Raw genomic sequence first — 18,198 nt, forward strand, 5'->3', positions numbered from 1 at the left:
TGACGCGCTCTCCCTGGCCGAGGCCGCGCCGATGGGTTGCGCCGGCGTCACCACCTACCACGCGCTACGCGAAACCCGGGCGGTACCCGGCGACCGCGTCGCCATTTTGGGCGTCGGCGGACTGGGCCACCTCGGCGTGCAATTCGCGCACGCGATGGGCTTCGAAACCATCGCGATCGCCCGCGGCGCGGACAAAGCCGAAGACGCCCGCGCCCTCGGCGCCCACCACTACATCGACTCGACCGCCGACGAGGTCAGCCGAGCGTTGCGGAGACTCGGCGGCGTGTCCGTTGTCCTGGGGACCGTGGGCAACGCGAAAGCCATGGGCGAAACCGTCGATGGGCTACTACCGCGCGGTGAGCTCATCACCATCGGGGTCTCCGCCGAGCCACTGCCGATCAGCCCGATGCAACTGATCACCCGCGGACTCAGCGTCACCGGCCACGCCTCCGGCACCGCGCGCGATATCGAGGAAACGATGCAATTCGCGGTGCAATCCGGCGTGCGCACACGAATCCAACAGCGGCCGCTGCATCAAGCCGCCGAGGCATACACCGCGATGGAACAGGGACGGGCACGATACCGGATGGTCCTCACGGTCTGACTCTTCAGGTTTGGCGCATTGCCGATCGTCGCAGGTCATCAGGTCTGTTCGGAGACGTCGGCGGGCGATTTGATGTGCACGAATCCGGGCCGGAGCCTTCCCCTGCGACGTACCATCGATTAATGTGTCGTTATATAGCGGTACGTTAATTGAGGGGAAGAAGTCTCATGGAGATCGCGACGAAGTTCTGGACGGTGCGTCGTGTGGTGATTGCGACGCTTTTCAGCATCGCGCTGGTGCTGATGACGATCGCCTCGCCGCACCTTTTCGCGGCCTCGGCCGGGCCGCGGGATTCGCACAGTCCCGGGGGTGGTCACGGCTACGGGGCGGGAACGCGCCCCAACAGTAATGACCACAGTCAGCGCAACAGTGGTTACGGCTACGGGGCACGCTCCAACAGTGACGGCCACGATCAGTACCGAGGTCGCACCGAGAACCCCTGTCAGTACACCCCGACGGGGACGTGTGGAGCGCGCTGACGACAAGGCCGGGCGCCATCCAATCCTGTTGAGGAACAGGGCGCGCTCGGTCGCAGTGGGAACATGGTCTTGACCCGCCGCCGTCGCGGCATTAAAGTTCTCTCAATTATTCGTCAAATGTTATCGAATAATCGATAGCGCGGGACTTGCGCGAAGACGCCCTCGTGCGGGTGGTCGCCGCATCGAGAGATGCGCGGTTGTCGTTGGTAGGGAGGTACTTCGGCTGGGTCGGGGTCAGGGCTCGGACCGCACATAGCGATCGTGGTAATTGCCATAGCCGTGCACTCCGAGAGTCCCGCCCCAGATAAGAATATCCTCCAACCTCCAGTCGCCCTCGGCGGTCGTCGCGGACGTCAGTTGGATCGCGGGGTCGAAGCCCTGATGGTGCGTATTGGCGGCACCGAGCGTGAGCTTCAGGAAGGCGATGAATGGGTCCCTGCCGACAAGGATGGGGCCGCCGCTGCCCGTGGTGTCCACCACAATGTCGGGAGCGAGGAGTTCGCGCAGGGCGTCCCAGTTTTTCGCATCGATATCCGCGAAGTAGCTGGTCTTGAGCTGCTTGATCGCTTCGATGTCCGCGACCGTGTCGGTCGCCGAGAAGGCGCCCGAGGGTGCTCGGGGTGGCGACGGCTCGGCGTCGGCGATCGAGATGCCGACGGCGCCGAGCATTGTCGCCGTACTCAACGTGATAGCTGCGCGCAATGCACGTCGCTCGCCCGGTCTGGCCAGGAATCGACGATGGTTTTCTACAGACATATCTTTTCTCCTCTTCGAGTGGGATATCTCGAATGACTTTTAGTGGTTGGTCGGCAGGATCGAGCAGCTCAGTGCTTTGGTCCGTGCGGAACCCTGATCGGTGATGTTTTTGATCCGAAAGCATTTCCTCCATTCGGCGTGCGGCACGCGTGGTTCATTTCGTGCATTGCTGTGTTCCTGAGCCGAAGGAGCTCAAATCGATTTACCTCGGATAATAGGAGGTGTGTATAACCTGTGCCGTGCGCCGGTGACATTTTTAGCACCCAGAAAAGGAAATGCGGAAGAAATAGAACTCGTGCGGAAACGGCAAATTTCGATCGGATCCGCGAGAGCAGATCAGTGCGCTTTCATCTCGCTCACCGGGAGGCGGATTTGACAGAGCGAGCCATGGGAGTCGCAACCGAGGCGGGGGCAGCGGCAATACCGCATGCTGTGCGGCTGTAAATGCGGCGGACATTGAATATGCGGCATGCGATTCCGGTTTATCCGGTTCGGTTGAATCTCGTTCAGCGAGTCGGGCCGGAACCGCCGTGGGATCCAGAGTCCGGCTCTCGCTCGGCCTCGTCGATGACCCAGGCCGCGATCTGGGTGCGGGAGGTGAAGCCGAGTTTGCTCAGGATGTGTTCGACGTGGTGCTGTGCGGTGCGTTGGGAGAGCACGAGTTTTGCGGCGATCTGTTTGTTGGTGAATCCTCGGGCGACAAGGTTGGCGACCTCGCGTTCGCGCTTGGTCAGGGTCGGTCCGGAGTCGTGTGGTTCGGTGGTCGGTGGTTCTCCCAGGGCGTACGCGACTGCGGCGTTCATCCCCATGGCTTGTCCGCGCTGGAAGGCGGCGTCGAATGCGCGGTCGCCGAGTGCGCGACGCACGAGGCGCTCGCATTCGTCGTGATAGTGGGATAGCTCCGTGAAAAAAGTGGTGACACCTGGGGCGGAGCGCAGCAGGTGCTCGGCGGCGCCCATCAGGACGGCCGCGCGTTCGCCATCGTCGTCGGCGCCGGTCCAGGCCAGTCCCTCGATTGCCAGCGCCGCGACGACAGGGCTGCGGACGCGCCGGTTGGCTCGTAGCGATTCCAGTAATAACTCTTGTGCGCGGGACTGCTCGCTTTGCTGCCATACGGTGATGGCGATGCCCCACAGTGTGGTCGATCGAAACAGCGATTCGCCGCACGCCTGGGTGATCGAAAGTATCTGCTCGTGATACCGGATGGCCCGTCCGGTGTCTCCCCGGAGTGCGTGTGCCCATCCGAGATTGGACAACGTCGAGATGTACAGGGGGCCTCGTGCGTTGGATTCGAATACCGCGAGGGTGGGCTCGAGTGCGGATATCGCCTGATCGAGTTCACCCCGAAACAGTGCCAGGGTGCCGTCGGCAGCCGTGGCCAGCGCTTCGGTGGTGGGTGCGGGGTCCTGTTCGGCAAGGGCGCATGCCTGCTCGACGAGGCTGGCCGCGTATTGCAGATTGCCCTGTACCGCAGCCATGTAGGTGCTCGTATGCAGTGCTTTGACGCGATCGGGTATCGAGTGCGCGGCGGGGTGGTCGAGGATGCGGTCGAGCCAGCGTCGGCCTTCCCCGAACCGTCCGCGGAAGCTCCAGTACACGAATAACGCGGCGGCGGTGCGCAACCCGGCCTCGGCCGATTCCGCGGTGTCGTCGGATACACAGAACTCGAGCACGTCCCGCAGATTCGACTGTTCGCGATCGAGTCGAGCGAGCACGTCGAGCTGCCGGTCACTGATCCACCCGGCCTCGGCGTCCAATGCCAGCCGCTGGTACCAGTCGCGGTGGCGTCGACGCAGATCCCGGTATTCGCCGGTCTCTCGCAGCTTCTCCCGACCGTAGTCACGCATGGTCTCGAACATTCGGAAGCGCACGACGCCTTCGGGTTCCTCCCGATTCACGATGGACTTGTCCACCAGGGAGGACAGTGCGTCCAGCACACTCTCCGGCGCCAACTCGGCACCACACACGCATTCGGCGGCGTCGAGCTCGAAACCACCGGCGAATACCGTTAGCCGAGCCCACATCCGCTGCTCGACCGGCGTACACAGCTGGTAGCTCCAGTCGATGCACTCTCGGAGTGTCTGTTGCCGGGTGGGTGCCGTGCGACTACTGCGGGTGAGCAGTGCGTATCGGTCGGTGAGCCGCTGCAGGATCTGGTGCGGCGACATGGCGCGCATCCGTGCCGCCGCGAGTTCGATCGCCAGCGGCAATCCGTCCAGCCGCGAACAGATTCCGGCCACGGCGGCCTTGTTGTCGTCGGTGAGTTCGAAGCCGGGCACCACCGCCGCGGCGCGGTCGGCGAACAATGTCACGGCATCGTATTTGGGCAGTCCGCGCAGCGGCGGTTCACCGTCGGGGTCCGGCACGCTCAGCGGCAACACCCGCAGTACCGCTTCCCCGGCGATGTCGAGCGGTTCGCGGCTGGTGACGAGAATCCGGAGATCCGGACAGGCCATCAGCAACGTCTCGACCAGCTCCGCGGCAGCCGCCGACACTTGCTCGCAATTGTCCAGAACGAGCAGCGTTTCCCGGGATTGCAGGAACTGGACCAGCACTTCCTGCGTCGACCGGGCCGAATCGTCCCGCAGGCCAAGGGCGGCCGCGACGACGTCGATGAGCATCGATGGGTCGCGCACATCGTCCAGTTCGACAACCTGGACCCCATCGGTGAAATCGCGTCGAGCGTTCGCCGCCGCTCGCAGCGCAAGCCGGGTCTTGCCGACGCCACCGATCCCGGCCAATGTCACGAGTCGGCAGGTGGACAACAGATTTTTCACCTCGCCCGTCTCGGTGCGTCGGTCGACGAAACTGGTGAGCTCCAATGGCAACTCGCCGATGCTGCCGTGACCTTCAGCCGTCGGCGGCGGGCCCCATTCCCGCATCGCCGAGGCGTAGTCCAACGGCTTTGGGGCTGGTTTCACGTGCAGCGCCATCTCGCCGACCGGGTATCCGTGGCGCAGCTGTACCTGCCGGAGGGCCTCGCCTATTCCAGTCGCCGACGGCCGCTGCTGTGGATCCCGTTGCATCGCCGATTCCACCACCGCCGACAAGTCATCGGGTATGCCGCTTTCGCGCAGGTCCGGCACCGGCTGGCTGGTGATCCGCAGGAACTGGGCGACTACTTGCTCATCGCGGCGGCGTTCGAAGGCGGCATGCCCGGTGAGCGCGCAGAACAGGGTCGAACCGAGCCCGTAGATATCCGCGGCCGACGTCGGGTCGTCGCCACCGAGCACCTCGGGCGCGGTGAACGCCGGAGACGCGGTCACGATGCCCGTGGTCGTTCGGAATCCGTCGGCAATGCGCGCGATGCCGAAATCTGTCAGCGCTGGCTCGCCGTAATCGGTGAGCAGAATATTTCCCGGCTTCACATCACGGTGCACGATGCCAAGCCGATGGGCGCTCTCGAGCGCACCCGCGATCTTCACCCCGATCCACAACACGGTCTGCACCGGCAACGGTCCCTGCCGACGGATCCACGCGTCCAGCGAATCCAAAGGGTGATACGGCATCACCAGATAGGGACGTTCACTTGCGGTGACACCCACTTGGAGCACAGTGACGATATTCGGATGTCCGGTCAGCCGCCCCATCGCCCGCTGCTCGCGAAAGAACCGCTCCTGGTTCTCCTCGTCGAGCTCCGCGGTCAGCACCTTCACCGCCACCGTGCGATCCAGCGCCACCTGCCTGCAGCGATAGACCTCACCGAAACCGCCTCGCCCGACCTCTTCGGCGTCGGCGAAACCGGACGCGCTCAAATCATCCGCGACGGGTGTGACCGCGTCGCGGCGGGTCCGAAATGGATCATCGGCTGTCATCAGCGGCGTGCAATCCACTCGGCAGGTACGCGAACATCGGCGCCATGCGCTCCCTTTCGACAATGCCCAGCGTATCGCTGGCAAAGATGAAAGGTCCGCCCGTCCGCGTCGCGAGTCACGGGCCTACCTCGGGCGGTCCCCGGACAACGCCCACCGCCCTCGACCAGGCCAACGCCGATGACGTGACGGGCGACGGCTATCAGATCGATGGAGCGTCGATCTCATCGGCGGGTGGTTTCAGGGTGACAAGAGGAATTGTTCGGGTTGTCATTTTCTGATAGTCGGCGTAGCCAGGGTGGGCTGCGATGACCTCGGGCCAGAGTTTGTCCCGCTCGGCCGGTGACAGGACGCGAGCGGTCATCGGTCGCTTCGGGCCGTGCTCGAGCGAAACCTGGACCGCGGGGTTCGCGCGCAGGTTGTGCAGCCACGCCGGGTTGGTGGGATCACCGCCGCGGGAGGCGACGATGACGATTGTGTCGCCGTCGATGATCGGTGCGGTGAGGACGACGGTGTGCGGTCGGCCGGATTTGCGGCCGATGGTGGTCAGCGTGAGGGTCGGCATGCCTTTGAAGGTTGTGCCGAGGATGCCGCCGCTGATCTTTATCACCGTGCGGTGGATGGTGGTCAAGGTCTTGAGCTGACGGTCGGTCGGCATGGCGGCGCTCCTTCTGCTGGCTGATGCGTGATCTGCTACCCAGCTTCCGGGCGCGACTTGTAGTCGACTTGTAAACCGACGCGGTTGTGCGCGGCGGTGATCCACTCTCGGCATCCACAGCGGCGGGCGATGCGTTCCGCGGCGGCGTAGTGCTCGGCCGCGCGGTCGGGTTTGCCGAGCAGCGCCGCGAGGTCGCCGAGCACGGTGTCGACCGGTCCCACGGCGTGTGCGCCGGTGTCCGCGCCGCCGATCTGACCGGTGTAGGTGCGCAGTTGCTGGTACACCTGCGCCGCTTCGGCGCGTTGTTCGAGACCAGCGACGGCCATGCCGCGCACGGTGAGGAACAGCGAGCGGAAGAAGTCGTTACGCAGCGGGCGGCGAGCCTGCGTTGCCGCTCGTGCGCCGCGCCGGTCACCGGTCGCCAGCAGCGCCAACGCGAGCGGGTCGGCGACGAGATCGTTGCCCGAACTTCCGAGTTGGGTGAACATTTCGGCGAGCAGCGGTGCGAATTCACCGACCCGGCCTTGCGTGAGGCGGATGGTGAGGAGGGCGATCAGCTGGTTGCCGTCCGAATCGAAGACCTTGTGGCGCATGAACAATTCGTGGGCCTGCTGATAATGCAGCTCCGCCGCTTCGAGATTCCCCGTCAGGTGGGCGATCATCGCGCGGCCCATGGTGTTCGCGGCTTGGGCCTGACGCCACTGGTAGCGGTCGGCCAGCAGCGTCGCGGCCGCGAGTTCGGTATTCGCGCGGTCTACGTCGCCACCGGCCGCGGCGACTTGGAATGCGGCGTTGCGGCCGATCAGCGCGAAGGCGGGAAGATCGTTGTCCTCGCCGAGGCGAATCAACTCGGTGGCGAGCCGTTCACGATCCGCGAGCGGAATTGATGTGTCGTACAAAGAGGTTCGCGCCTGCAAGGCCAGCCCGAGCAGTCCAGGATCGCTCATCCCACGTGCCAGCGCTTCGGCTTCCTCGGCCGCCTCGCGTGCTCGTTCGTGCAGCTCTCCGCCGATCTCGCGGACGAGCGCGACGAGGAGTCTGCAGCGCGCCTGCGGCGTGAGCCCGGGTGTCCGCAGCGCCTTGTCGATGGCGGCAACAACTCGCTGGTCGACGGACCCGTACGCGCGGTTCAACCAGGGAGTCGGCGTGTCCCATGCGGTGAGCGCCTCGACGAGCAATTCGGGCGTGTCGGCCGCCGATACCGCCTGGTCGCGTGCATCGCGAGCTGGCAGGCCGGCGCCAGCGGCGAGATGGCTCCTGCTCATAGCCGAAAGCACGGCGACCCGCTCGGCCGTCGTGTCGGCGCCGGTGATCCGTTCGAGCGCGATGACGGCGCGACCGTAGCTTTCGGCCGCGACATCGTGGACGAATCGGCGTTCGGCCTGTTCACCCGCCGCGCGAGCGTAGTCGGCGGCCCGCCGTGCCGTCGCTGCGGTGAGCGCCTCCCCGAAATGGTGCGCGAGCGCCGACAGGTCGTCCGGTCGGGCCCGCTCGATCGACTCGGCAATGCGCAGATGCCAGCGGCGTCGCCGTATGCGGGACAGATCACCGAGCAAGGTGTCACGGACGAGCGCGTGCGTGAAGCGTGCGTGGTCGGGATCCGGTTCCTCGAGCAGTTCGGCGAGCACGCCCGCCTCCACGGCATCGAGGACCTTGTCCTCGTCGATTTCGGCCGCGCCGATCAGCACGTCGATGTCGAATTCGCGTCCGATCACCGCGGCGAGGCGCAGGACCGACACGCTGACTTCGGGTAGCCGTGCGAAGCGCCTGCGTAGCACGTCGCGGACGCCTTCCGGTACCTCCGAAGTCGCCACGAGCGCGCCCTCGCTGGCGAGTAGACGAGCACTTTCGGTGAGGTAGAAGGGATTTCCGTCGGTGCGCTCGGCCAGTGCCTCGATCGTTGCCCGATCGGGGTCGTGTCCCGATACCGACCGGATGAGAACCGCCGCATCGTCGAAACCCAGGCCACGCAGGCGTATTCGCGCTGCGGTCGCGGTGGCCAGCGAGGCGAGCGCGTCTTCCAGAGGCGTCCCGATCTCGTCGGGACGGTAGGCGATCACGATCAGGATCGAGGCCGATTGCGCCACGCTGGCGAGCAGGGTTACCGTCTCGGAGTCGCCGCGGTGCAGGTCGTCGAGAAATACCGCGAGCGGTCGCTGTCGTGCCGCCTCGTCCAGGTACGCACCGACGGCGCGATGCAGTAGGAACCGCCCGACCGAGGCATCGGCGCCGAACTCGCGGCGCCGATCGGCGAGCAACGGCTCCAGTGGCTCGGCGTATCGGCCGGGATCGACCGTGCCTGCGAGCTCACGTAGCGCCTCCAACCAAGCCCAGGCCGGTGGTGCGCCGTCTTCCTCGGGGCAGCGGCCCGTGACCACACGCCAGCCGTCGGCCGCCAGCTCGGCCCGAAACCGCTGCAGCAAGCGGGATTTGCCGCTGCCTGCTTCCCCGATCACGGCCGCGACACGAGGAGCGTCGCCCGCTCGTGCCGCCCGCCGCAGCTCATCCAGTTCCCTTGTCCGGCCGACGAATTCGGAATGCGCCGCAGAGGGCTCGGCTGTCGGCGACGGAAATGAAACCGGTGCGGGTAGATCGACGGGGATGCGTTGCGCCAGCAGATCGGCCTCGAGTTGGACCAGGGCAGGGCCGGGGTCGATGCCGAGTTGGTCCGCGAGTACGTCGCGGGCGGCACGTAGCGCGGCGAGCGCGTCCGCTTGTCGCCCGGCATGGAACCGCGCCAGCGCCGAAATACGCCACGCCTCCTCGCGCAGCGGATGCGTACTCGTCAATGCATCCGCTTCCGCGGCAGCGGCGGTCGGGTCACCGAGTTCGACCAGTGTCGCGGCCAGTCGCTCGCGCGCGGCCAGGCGTAGTTCCTCGAGTCGGTTCGCTTCGGGTTGTGCCCACGATTCGTCGCTGAACTCGGCGAATGCCGGGCCGTGCCATCGGCTGAGCGCCTGTTCGAGAATCCGTCGTCGTTCTGCGGAATCCGTTGGCGCGCTGCGTAGTTCGGCCTCGAACTGCCAGGCGTCCACCGCCTCGGGCGCGAGCCGTAACGCGTATCCCGGTGCTTGGCTCACCAGCACGGTGGCCGCCGAGCGGGGCAGCCGACCCGGCTCGAGGAGCTTGCGCAAGTGCGAAATGTAGACCTGCAACGCGGCGAGGGCACGCGGCGGCGGCTCACCGCGCCAGAGATCGTCGATCAGCCGGTCGATCGGTACGACCGCGCCGCGGGCCACGACCAGAAGGGCGAGCACACCGCGCTGGCGTGGGCCACCGAGATCGACGCTGCCGCGCTCCGTTTGCGCGGCCAGCGAACCGAGCACCTGAATCCGCACCATGACCGGCCAAGTCTATTGCAAGTGCGCTACAAGCGGATCGACACACAGTGAGAACCATGAACACCGCGACCCAGACCACCGAACACCCCGATACGGCTGACATGGTGCTTGTCCACAACGCCTTTCGCCGCCATTTCAACGCGCTGCCCGGCCTCGTCGGCGATGTCGCCGACGGCGATACCGCTCGCGCGGGCCGCATCGTCGAGTTCCTCACCGAACTCGATACCGGCCTGCACCACCACCACGCCGGCGAGGACGAGCTGATGTGGCCACTGCTGCTCGGGCGGGCGAAGACCGATGGCGCACTGATTCTGCGGATGGAGGAACAGCATGAGCGGATCGCCGAACTGATCGCCCGCGCGGACCGCCAGGCCGAGGAATTCGCCGCATCGGCGCTTCCGGAGGCGCGCGGGCATCTCGTGGCCACGCTGTCGTCGCTCGCCGCCGCCCTCGACGAGCATATGGCCGAGGAGGAGGCACTCGTCCTGCCGCTCGCCGGGCGCGTCATGTCCGCTCGCGAATGGGCGGCGCTCGGCGAACGGGGACGCGCCGCCGTGCCCAAGGACCGGCAGTTGGTCTTCCTCGGCTTTATCCTGCAAGGGGTACCGCACGCCGAACGCCGAAAGTTCCTCGCCGACATGCCGTTCGCCGCCAGATTCGCCTGGCGCCTGCTCGGTCGCCGCGCCTTCGCCAAGGAGTACCGCTCGATCTATGGGACAGATCCCCAATAGATCCTCGGCGCAGACCGGCCTGCGCCGATCCGACCATTGTCGATGTCGGGTCGGCCGCGACACAGTCGTCCTATCAGAGGAGCGACTCGAACACCTCATGCTGTCATCGGTGACACCAAACGCGTGCTGCGAGCGGCGCTGCTGTCTTGTTCAGTCCGGACGGTCGCGGCGTTCGACCATGCGTTGTTCGAGCAGCATCAGAGTGGCCTGTGTCGGCCCAGAGACCTTCCCCGCAGGGCGATACCTACGCGGCGGAGCGGTCTCAGGTGTCCGATCACATATTTACGCAGTTCCGGGGTAGTCGAGTGGCGTTAGGAAAGAAAGGGGGGTGAGTGCGAGGAGTCGGAAGATGAGCACCACCGTTGTGATCGTGATCGTGATCGTTGTTGTTGTCGTTTTGCTTGTGGTCGGCGCATGGGTGTTGATGCGCAGACGGCGCGAACAGCAGCGGGTCGAAGCCCAGGGCATCCGTGACCGCGCGGCCGAACGGGAATTCGAGGTCGGTCAGCGCGAAGCGCGGGCGCAGGAGACTGCCGCCAGAAGCCGGGCGGCAAAGGCAGAAGGCCAGGTCAAGGCGGCGCAGGCCGAGCAGCTCGCCCAGCAGGCGCATGTGCATCGCAGTGCGGCTGCGGATTCGCGAACCGAGTTGGACAAGGAGTGGGAGCGCGCGGATAAGGTCGATCCGGACTCGAAACCAGGTGCGAAGCAGCAGGGGGCCGATCCCGGAGCGCCGTCCCAAAACCCCTGATCTGATCCAGGAAATCGGTCCGCCGCCCCCGGCATCCAGCCGAGCGCGGGTAGCTAGCGCTCGTCCAGAGACGGCAACACCGTTTCACTGATGATCAGCAGCACCGCGGCAGCGACCGGGATGGCGAGCAGGGCACCGACGATCCCGAGCAAGGCTCCACCGAGCAGCACCGACACCACCGTCACGACCGCAGGCACCCGCACCGTTCTGCCGATGATTCTGGGCACAAGTACGTAGTCCTCGAACAACCGCAGGATGATGAAGAAGACGATGGTGGCCACCGTGACGGGCAGGGACACGGTGAGTGCGACAAGGGCCACGATGATTCCGGCCAGCGTGGAACCCACTACCGGGATCAAGTCCAAGACGGCGACCAGGACGGCCAGCAATAGCGGATAGGGCACGTCGAAGATCAGCAGCCAGATGAATGTCAACACCGCGGTTATCCCCGAAATGACCAGATTGCCCAGGATGTAGCCGCCGACCTTCACGAAGATCTCGTCGCCGATCAGGATCGCTCGAGCTCGGCGCGAGTGCGGAAACAGCCGGTAGATCGAAGTTCGAACCTGTGCGAAATTGGCCATGAAGTAGCCGGTGAGCACCGCGACGATCACCGTGCCGCTGACGATGCTGAATACGAGGCGGCCCGCGCCCAGGACACCACCGGCCAGCTTCGAGGGATCGGACCCGAGCCACTGCTGGAGTCGGTCCTGCAGATGCAAGCGTGTGTTGAGCGTGTCGATGAGTGGATATCGGTGCGCAAGATGGTCGACGTAGTCCGGAGCGTTGTGGACCAGCGCGTTACCTTGGGTGACCAGCGGAGGTATCGCGGCGGCGAGGAACCCGGCCAGCAAGCCGATCGCGACCAGAAACACCGCGGTCACGGCGGCCCATCGTGGAAACCACGGCCGAACCAACCACGACACGACAGGTTCCAACCCTATTGCCAGGAACAACGCAATGGTGATCAAGACCAGCACTTGACTTACGGCCATCAGTGCTTGGATCGCGCCGTAGGTCACCGCCACTCCGGCCGCGCCTGTCATGCCGACCATGAACGGCGATCGCGGATCGAATCGTCGCCCCGGCTTGCCCAGCGGATTCTGCGCCGTGCTGGCCCGCGCCGCCGCCGCTTCCGCGGTAAGGATCGGTCCGCCCTCGCCGGGGGTGTGCGGTTGCGCGACCAAGTCCCGGTGGCCTTGCTCCGTCCCGTCCGGGGTTCGGCGCTCCTCGGGTTCTGGGTCGGTGTCTTCATTCATGGCATCGACGCCCACGTACACATGGGCCCCGCACCCGGGCCATCCCCCTCGTGCGGGCGGGACTCGAATCCGTTCGCAGCGCGGCGATGTTCGTGTGCACCAGGGTGACTGTTTCGACTTGGACCGGTTTCATCGCCAACCGCCGCTCTTTACTCGACCTCTGCATGTCGACCTACCCACAGGCCGGTCCCGGAAACAGCCGCTCACCACGGTCGGATCCCCAGGACGGCAAGGGCCATGGTGTGCCTCGGCGAATTCGCACTCCGGTTGCCCGAGCCACACCGTATTCTCGATTGGCATTGCCTCATGAGAGAGAACCCAACCGGTTACGAATCCAGGAGGTCGACATGCAAATCCAGGACAAGGCCGACAGCCGTAGCTTCGCCATCGATCTGGGCGATTTCAGGGTGGAAACGGTGCAGGACGTGCGGGGTATCAGCACGCCGTCGGAGGGCACGCTGGGGGAGGTGCGGATCACCCGGGGGCTTGATCGGAGCAAAGCGTTCACCGATTGGATCGAGCGAACATTGGCCGACGGCGGCATGGATTCCGCCAGAGAGGACATCACCATCACCGTGATGGACTCTGATAAGAAGCCTGGTCGGCGAATTCGCTTGCTGCGCGCCCTGCCGACCAGTTGGACGGAGCCTTCGCTCGACGCTGAGCACGCAGAGCCGGAGTGTGAGAGCGTCACCGTCGCCTACGAAGAGATGAGAATCGAGTAGCACAGTTCGCTCGGCGTCGTTTCCGCGACTAGCCGGATCTTCGGCGCTGGATCGGCCCGCGCTGGTCTGCGGCGGGCCGACCCAGTTGTCCATCATCCGCGAGCTGGCGCCGCCGCACCCACGCGCACGATCTCGCCCAGTCCCTCGGCGAGGCTGTCGCTGGGATGCCGCGTCCGAGGCGGAGCCTTGCTCTACCCGAGGATGGGGTTGTCGGCCCAACGGAAAATGTGGGCGATGGCGGGCTCGACGATGGCGTCGGGAATCTCCGGGTCGAACCAGCGATCGACGCAGGTCCAGTGATAGGGGTGCAGCAGGTATTCACCGTTGAGACCGTCGGTGTCGGCGAACTCTTGCTCCCACGCGTGCGTCCAGCCCGCGGCGGCGTCGGTTCTGCTCAGTGCCCACGAGTGAATGGTGCGGATGTGTCGGGGCATCGCTGTGAGGTCCGCTTCGAACCTGGTGACGGTGTGCTTGGGTGTGCCGGGTCGGACCCGCAGTAGCAGGGTCCGTTTGACTCGCGGCCCCGATAGCGCGACCCGCTGCGACGCAACCGGTGTCAGCGCCACGATATCGGCTGATGTAGGCAGGCCGGGCAGTGCTTGCCACGGCTCGACATCTGCGGTCAGGTCCCACGTCATGCCCAGTCCGCCGACGCTGCCGGGCAGATCCGGCCCAGCCGAACAGACACGCACCGAGGATGTTCCCGCTTCGGGTAACACGACCCCGTTATCGACCGGTGTACGAATTAACCAGCGGGTCATCAGTTCGCCTCCAGTGGTTGAAGCGTGCGGCGGTCGCGGGTGATGGCTATGGCGTCGGTCTCGACCCAGAATCGGTCCACCCCCGGATCAGCACCGGCCCCGCTGCGCATACCGTAGAAGGCGTAGCCGCCGTCGAGCTCCCACAGAATGTGGATCGAGACGGTGTCGGGTGATGGGTAGGACCGCCATACGCGCACGACGCGCATGCCACGCTGGTCCTGCGCGTGAGGTAGGTAGTCGGCATGCCAGCGTTGCAGCCACGAATCGACGTGGTCTGCCGGGAGGGCTATTACATCGAGTACGTTGACGACGTCGATCAGGGGTTTCACAGTTTCTCCAGCGTGTCTTGATACCGGGCGAGGTAGTCGCGCAGGCCGTCCAGGCCGCGAGGGCCGAGTAGCGATTCCGGGCCGAGCAACGGCGGATTGATCACCAGTCGGGAAGCGCCCGCTGTCACATACGGCCGGATGAAGTCCGGGTCGAACTCGCGTGTCATGTCACACGAGCCCGGCCAAGCGGTGAATTCGACTGCATCCGAGGCCCTTCCGACGGCGTCGGCGGTCTCGCGGATCAGGTCGGCTCGCAGCGCGAAGTCCTCGGGACCGATGGTGTAGGGGAACCAACCGTCGGCGAGTCGAGCTGCTCGCTGCACGGCAGGTTCGCTATTGCCGCCCAACACGATTGGAATCGCGCCGCCAGCCGGTTGCGGCACACAGTGCAGTCCGTCGAAGGACACGTGGGTACCGTGGAAACTCGCCGGAGCATCGGCCCACAGGGTCCGCATCGCGCCGATGCAGTCGTCCAGGCGAGCGCCCCGCGCGCGATAGGGCACGCCGACGGCGGCGTATTCCTCTTTCTGCCATCCGATGCCCAATCCGAGCAACAGTCGGCCGTCGGAGTGCAGGTCGATGGTCGCGGCGCGTTTCGCCAGCACCACCGGGCTGTGCAGGGGCGCGACGACCATTGCGGTGCCGAACCGCAGCGTGGTCGTGCAACCCGCGGCGAAGGCGATGGTCTCGAGCGGATCGGTCATCGGGACGACTCCGGTTTCCGGACCGGGCATTCGTCCGTCGTCCGAATATGGATACAGCGGTTCGTAGCTTTCGGCTACCGCCACATGCTCGACGGTCCACAACGATTCGACGCCGCAGTCCTCCAGCGTCCCCGCGAAGTCGCGGAGAAATCCACCAGAGGTGATGAGACCGTCGACATAAGGTGCCAATACGCCGATTCGAACCATGGTCGCGGCTCCATCCTTTTCGAACTATCCGGAACCCGCGGCTGCGGGCTGCCGAATCGAGCCTGCAGTGTGACGGCCATCGCATACGTGGCCAATCTCGCTGAGCAAGACCCACAGGTCAAACGGGATACGAAGCCGATATCGGGGGACTATGGCGCAACTTCCGGGCTGGTCGGGGTGACGAGCGAGCCCTGCGCTGTTCCTGTGCGTCGGCGTCGTCAGAGGCACTGGAGGCAAACGTGGTCGGTGATCCCGCCGGTCCGCGCATCCGGCCAGCACCGAGCAGCATCGCCGGTGAGAACGCCGTGTAAGAGGGGTTCGAACACGGATTCGTGTCAGGCATTGACACAAATGCGTGCTAGAGAGGTGCGCGAGAGGGGAATCGATCACGGAGCCGCAACAATATTGGTGCAGTGTGTGCACGAGTACTTCTATTGTGCGTCGCTGCAGCGTAGCACAGGCTCAGTGATCGTGCTCTGAGATTCTGTATTCTATTGATCTGCAATAGTTTTCGTTACTTCGGTGTTAGTAGCTGAGCGGTGGAGGCTGGTGTGGGGTTCCGTCGGTTGGTTCGGCTGTCTGCTTCAAATGTGTTGTGGCGTAGGTGAAATTGTTGGTGGGAGCTGCTGTGGGTGGTGCCGGTCGCTTTTTGTTGGCGACCGGCACCGTGGTGGTTAGAGGGTGATTGGGTGGGGCTCGTTTGTGAGTAGTTGGATGTGGTCCTTGGGCGGTGATGGGTTCGCCGTCTTTCGCCGCGCTGACCAGCCCTGGGCTGGGCGAGCTTGCGTTACAGCGGGATTCCGATGCCACCGAGTGTCGATCCGTCCAAACCGGACGGGCTGCGGTGACCGCCAGCGTCCGATCGCTGGTGCAACACCTGCTGCGGCGAAAAGCCCCAGCCGGCCGCCGAACTGGGCGAGGCTAAGGTGCGGTGCCGCCGTTGCTGACCGCCATCCCATAGGTGGGGTGGTTGATCTTTATGGCTGTGCTGGCGTTCCGCGGGATGTTGGTGGTGAGGCCGGGCGGGCATGCGGTGGGAAAGATGGCGAGGCGGGATCCGTAGGACATCGCTGCTACCCGACGATGAGCGACGAACAGCTGTCGAGGCGTGGTGGTCGTCGGATGGGCTTGCGACCTGGGGGATTTGGAGTGTCGCGGGATGAGTAGCGCGTAGACAGCTGTAGGTCGGTCCGCGACACTGTTCATCAAGTTTGAGACTGCAAGTATCGAGTCTTGTGCTCCAAATCCGGAGGCCGTAATCTCGACGCCAGACAGATGACGCGCGAAACGATCGGCTAGCCGATAGCGGGAGCAGGCGGATCCCGATGGGAACCGATCGGCGATGCCGGACCCATTCCATCCACTTACTTACTCCGACGGTTTGACGCCAGGTGACTTACTGCGATCGCTGGCCGCACGACCTGATGCGCGATAGACATTTGTCAACGCTCTCACCACGGGGAGGAACTTTCACGTGTGGTACTGGCTGATCCGTTATAGCTTGCTCGGTCCGCTGTGGCTGCTCGGCCGTCCGAAAATTGAAGGCTTGCAACATGTTCCGAAGGATGGCCCAGTGATAATCGCGGCTAACCATCTAGCGGCAATCGACTCGCTGTACCTGGCAGTGGTGTTACGTCGCCGCGTTACTTTCCTGGCGAAGCGAGAGTACTTTACCGGCACCGGCCTTCGGGGACGGTTCAACCGGTGGTTCTACACGAGCTGCGGACAGGTGCCGGTAGACCGTTGTGGTGGCACTGCCGCCCAGGATGCACTAAGAGCAGCCACAAGGATTCTCGAATCGGGAGGCATCTGGGCGATCTACCCGGAAGGCACTCGATCTCCTGACGGCCGAATCTACCGCGGTCGCACCGGTACGTTGCGGGTCGCTGTGAAGACTGGCGCGCCGGTAATCCCGGTTGCCCTGTCTGGAACAGACACGGTTGATCCACGGGGTCGTGCTTGGCGATTCGGTAAGGTACACATCATCTTCGGCGCCCCACGCCACTATTCGCACACCGACGAGCAGCATGCTGTTCGGGTTGCCACTAACGAGCTCATGCGGGACCTCGCCGCTCTCGCCAACCGTCACTACGTCGACGAGTACGCCGCCACCTTCACTACCACCGCAGTGACACAAAGGGGCCTGCTACGGAATTAGCTTTGCTCTCGGTTTGACCGATAGCCCGATCTGATGATGGTTGATGAACACACCAAAATATCGCGAATAGCTCGATGGGGAGACTCCTAGTGCAACACAGTTACGAAGATGTTCTCAATGAGAATCTTGGCACATTCCTGCGGGGCTGGGGTCCGGTCAGCTGGAATAGTCAGTTCGAAGATATTGAGGGGATCGACAATGCGCCGTTGGCGCAAATGTTTTCATCTCTAGCCGGTATCGAAGACGTTTCATTCTATATGCAAGTCAAAATACGACACAGCGGCGTCAGCCGGCTGAACGCCATCAAGGAATTCAATGCGATATGGCTTGCTGAGGAGTCCGAGCATGTGCGGGCGCTTTCTGCGATAGGTGAATACTATGGCAGTGGACAGCTGCTCCGAGGGCACAGTGAAAGCTATCTCGCCCGACAACGCGTTACATCACTACCGCTACTTAACCTGCTTGGCCGAACCTATCCAAAGGGAATGCTGGCCGCCTATCTCACCATGGGGAGCGTGCAGGAATATGTCGCATTGTCATCGTACAACGCAGCATCAAAATTAGTTGATGAATCATTTGTCAAAGATATCCTCGGGCAGATCGCTCGCCAAGAAGGCCGTCACATGCGATTTTATCGTGCTGGAGCCGAGGCGGTGCTCAAGGACGATCCTAGATGTCAGCGATTTGTGAGACTTGTCATGGAAAAGAACTGGCGCGCCCCGGGCGTCGACTTGCTCGGATGCGAGCGGTGGGTCCAAACATTCTCTCCTCTTTTGATGGGTACCGATCTCATCGAGAGATATACGCGTCTTGACGAACTCTGCGGGTCCTTACCTGGCCTGTCTGGTATCGAGTTGATGAAACCTTTTCTCATGCGCTGCGAAACTACGCTCCAGAAGCAGTCGTCGATTCCCATCTAGCTTACG

Annotated in this window: 16 protein-coding genes; 7 read left to right on the plus strand and 9 right to left on the minus strand. The window is 64.2% G+C overall.

Going from position 1 to position 18,198, the window contains the following annotated elements:
• Together NP3_RS30930 and NP3_RS30935 are read left to right on the plus strand one after the other, a co-directional pair.
• A partial coding sequence (locus NP3_RS30930) for a zinc-binding dehydrogenase (RefSeq protein ID WP_157124667.1) occupies positions 1–604 on the plus strand: 604 nt, incomplete at its 5' end.
• A 167-nt stretch (positions 605–771) separates the two neighbouring features.
• On the plus strand, positions 772–1,083 hold the full coding sequence (locus NP3_RS30935) for a hypothetical protein (protein ID WP_063045139.1): 312 nt from the start codon (positions 772–774) through the stop codon (positions 1,081–1,083).
• 234 nt (positions 1,084–1,317) lie between these two features.
• On the opposite strand, the gene NP3_RS30940 is transcribed toward NP3_RS30935, so the two are convergent.
• The 4 genes from NP3_RS30940 to NP3_RS30955 all read right to left on the minus strand — a co-directional run bounded on the left by NP3_RS30940 (position 1,318) and on the right by NP3_RS30955 (position 9,650).
• Entirely contained in the window at positions 1,318–1,752 is a 435-nt protein-coding gene (locus NP3_RS30940; protein WP_063824958.1) for a nuclear transport factor 2 family protein, read from the minus strand.
• Between the two features lie 593 nt (positions 1,753–2,345).
• Positions 2,346–5,654: a protein kinase domain-containing protein gene (locus NP3_RS30945; protein WP_063045140.1), complete on the minus strand. Its 3,309-nt coding sequence runs from the start codon at positions 5,652–5,654 to the stop codon at positions 2,346–2,348.
• 199 nt (positions 5,655–5,853) lie between these two features.
• Positions 5,854–6,309 carry a nitroreductase/quinone reductase family protein gene (locus NP3_RS30950; RefSeq protein WP_063045141.1) on the minus strand — a complete coding sequence of 152 codons (456 nt, stop codon included), beginning with the start codon at positions 6,307–6,309 and terminating at the stop codon, positions 5,854–5,856.
• Between the two features lie 35 nt (positions 6,310–6,344).
• Positions 6,345–9,650 carry an ATP-binding protein gene (locus tag NP3_RS30955; protein ID WP_063045142.1) on the minus strand — a complete coding sequence of 1,102 codons (3,306 nt, stop codon included), beginning with the start codon at positions 9,648–9,650 and terminating at the stop codon, positions 6,345–6,347.
• 56 nt (positions 9,651–9,706) lie between these two features.
• Between NP3_RS30955 and NP3_RS30960 the strand changes: the two genes are divergently transcribed.
• Both NP3_RS30960 and NP3_RS30965 read left to right on the plus strand, forming a co-directional pair.
• A complete protein-coding gene (locus NP3_RS30960) occupies positions 9,707–10,381 on the plus strand; it encodes a hemerythrin domain-containing protein (RefSeq protein ID WP_063045143.1) in 675 nt (224 codons plus the stop codon).
• Between the two features lie 349 nt (positions 10,382–10,730).
• Positions 10,731–11,129 (plus strand): hypothetical protein, encoded by a 399-nt coding sequence (locus NP3_RS30965; protein WP_063045144.1) that lies wholly within the window; start codon positions 10,731–10,733, stop codon positions 11,127–11,129.
• A 53-nt stretch (positions 11,130–11,182) separates the two neighbouring features.
• Here NP3_RS30965 and NP3_RS30970 read toward each other — a convergent pair whose 3' ends face one another.
• On the minus strand, positions 11,183–12,388 hold the full coding sequence (locus tag NP3_RS30970; RefSeq protein ID WP_084509207.1) for an AI-2E family transporter: 1,206 nt from the start codon (positions 12,386–12,388) through the stop codon (positions 11,183–11,185).
• A gap of 347 nt (positions 12,389–12,735) precedes the next feature.
• Here NP3_RS30970 and NP3_RS49345 point away from each other — a divergent pair, with 347 nt between their 5' ends.
• Complete coding sequence (locus NP3_RS49345) at positions 12,736–13,113, plus strand: phage tail protein (protein ID WP_063045145.1); 378 nt, start codon at positions 12,736–12,738, stop codon at positions 13,111–13,113.
• A 191-nt stretch (positions 13,114–13,304) separates the two neighbouring features.
• Here the strand turns inward: NP3_RS49345 and NP3_RS30980 are convergent, their stop codons facing one another.
• The 4 genes from NP3_RS30980 to NP3_RS48340 form a co-directional block, all read right to left on the minus strand.
• Positions 13,305–13,874 (minus strand): Dabb family protein, encoded by a 570-nt coding sequence (locus NP3_RS30980; protein ID WP_063045146.1) that lies wholly within the window; start codon positions 13,872–13,874, stop codon positions 13,305–13,307.
• A complete protein-coding gene (locus NP3_RS30985) occupies positions 13,874–14,203 on the minus strand; it encodes a hypothetical protein (protein ID WP_063045147.1) in 330 nt (109 codons plus the stop codon). Before NP3_RS30985 ends, NP3_RS30980 begins: the two co-directional genes overlap by 1 nt.
• The gene (locus tag NP3_RS30990; protein ID WP_063045148.1) at positions 14,200–15,114 is read right to left on the minus strand and encodes a TIGR03619 family F420-dependent LLM class oxidoreductase; all 915 of its coding nucleotides are present in this window, start codon (positions 15,112–15,114) and stop codon (positions 14,200–14,202) included. Before NP3_RS30990 ends, NP3_RS30985 begins: the two co-directional genes overlap by 4 nt.
• Before the next feature lie 921 nt (positions 15,115–16,035).
• Entirely contained in the window at positions 16,036–16,182 is a 147-nt protein-coding gene (locus NP3_RS48340) for a hypothetical protein (RefSeq protein WP_157124669.1), read from the minus strand.
• A 406-nt stretch (positions 16,183–16,588) separates the two neighbouring features.
• Between NP3_RS48340 and NP3_RS47150 the strand changes: the two genes are divergently transcribed.
• Both NP3_RS47150 and NP3_RS30995 read left to right on the plus strand, forming a co-directional pair.
• The gene (locus NP3_RS47150) at positions 16,589–17,272 is read left to right on the plus strand and encodes a lysophospholipid acyltransferase family protein (RefSeq protein ID WP_084509211.1); all 684 of its coding nucleotides are present in this window, start codon (positions 16,589–16,591) and stop codon (positions 17,270–17,272) included.
• 89 nt (positions 17,273–17,361) lie between these two features.
• Positions 17,362–18,192: an acyl-ACP desaturase gene (locus NP3_RS30995; protein ID WP_169814610.1), complete on the plus strand. Its 831-nt coding sequence runs from the start codon at positions 17,362–17,364 to the stop codon at positions 18,190–18,192.
• Positions 18,193–18,198: the final 6 nt, after the last annotated feature.

This window comes from Nocardia pseudovaccinii NBRC 100343, from assembly GCF_001613225.1.
Classification (GTDB): Bacteria; Actinomycetota; Actinomycetes; order Mycobacteriales; family Mycobacteriaceae; genus Nocardia; species Nocardia pseudovaccinii.

Coding starts and splice junctions, on each gene's coding strand:
- NP3_RS30945 (WP_063045140.1), bottom strand. CDS start 5,654: ATGACAGCCGATGATCCATTTCGGACCCGCCGCGACGCGGTCACACCC.
- NP3_RS49345 (WP_063045145.1), top strand. CDS start 12,736: ATGCAAATCCAGGACAAGGCCGACAGCCGTAGCTTCGCCATCGATCTG.
- NP3_RS30980 (WP_063045146.1), bottom strand. CDS start 13,874: ATGACCCGCTGGTTAATTCGTACACCGGTCGATAACGGGGTCGTGTTA.
- NP3_RS30965 (WP_063045144.1), top strand. CDS start 10,731: ATGAGCACCACCGTTGTGATCGTGATCGTGATCGTTGTTGTTGTCGTT.
- NP3_RS30950 (WP_063045141.1), bottom strand. CDS start 6,309: ATGCCGACCGACCGTCAGCTCAAGACCTTGACCACCATCCACCGCACG.
- NP3_RS30970 (WP_084509207.1), bottom strand. CDS start 12,388: ATGAATGAAGACACCGACCCAGAACCCGAGGAGCGCCGAACCCCGGAC.
- NP3_RS30935 (WP_063045139.1), top strand. CDS start 772: ATGGAGATCGCGACGAAGTTCTGGACGGTGCGTCGTGTGGTGATTGCG.
- NP3_RS30990 (WP_063045148.1), bottom strand. CDS start 15,114: ATGGTTCGAATCGGCGTATTGGCACCTTATGTCGACGGTCTCATCACC.
- NP3_RS30960 (WP_063045143.1), top strand. CDS start 9,707: ATGAACACCGCGACCCAGACCACCGAACACCCCGATACGGCTGACATG.
- NP3_RS30955 (WP_063045142.1), bottom strand. CDS start 9,650: ATGGTGCGGATTCAGGTGCTCGGTTCGCTGGCCGCGCAAACGGAGCGC.
- NP3_RS48340 (WP_157124669.1), bottom strand. CDS start 16,182: ATGTCCTACGGATCCCGCCTCGCCATCTTTCCCACCGCATGCCCGCCC.
- NP3_RS30940 (WP_063824958.1), bottom strand. CDS start 1,752: ATGCTCGGCGCCGTCGGCATCTCGATCGCCGACGCCGAGCCGTCGCCA.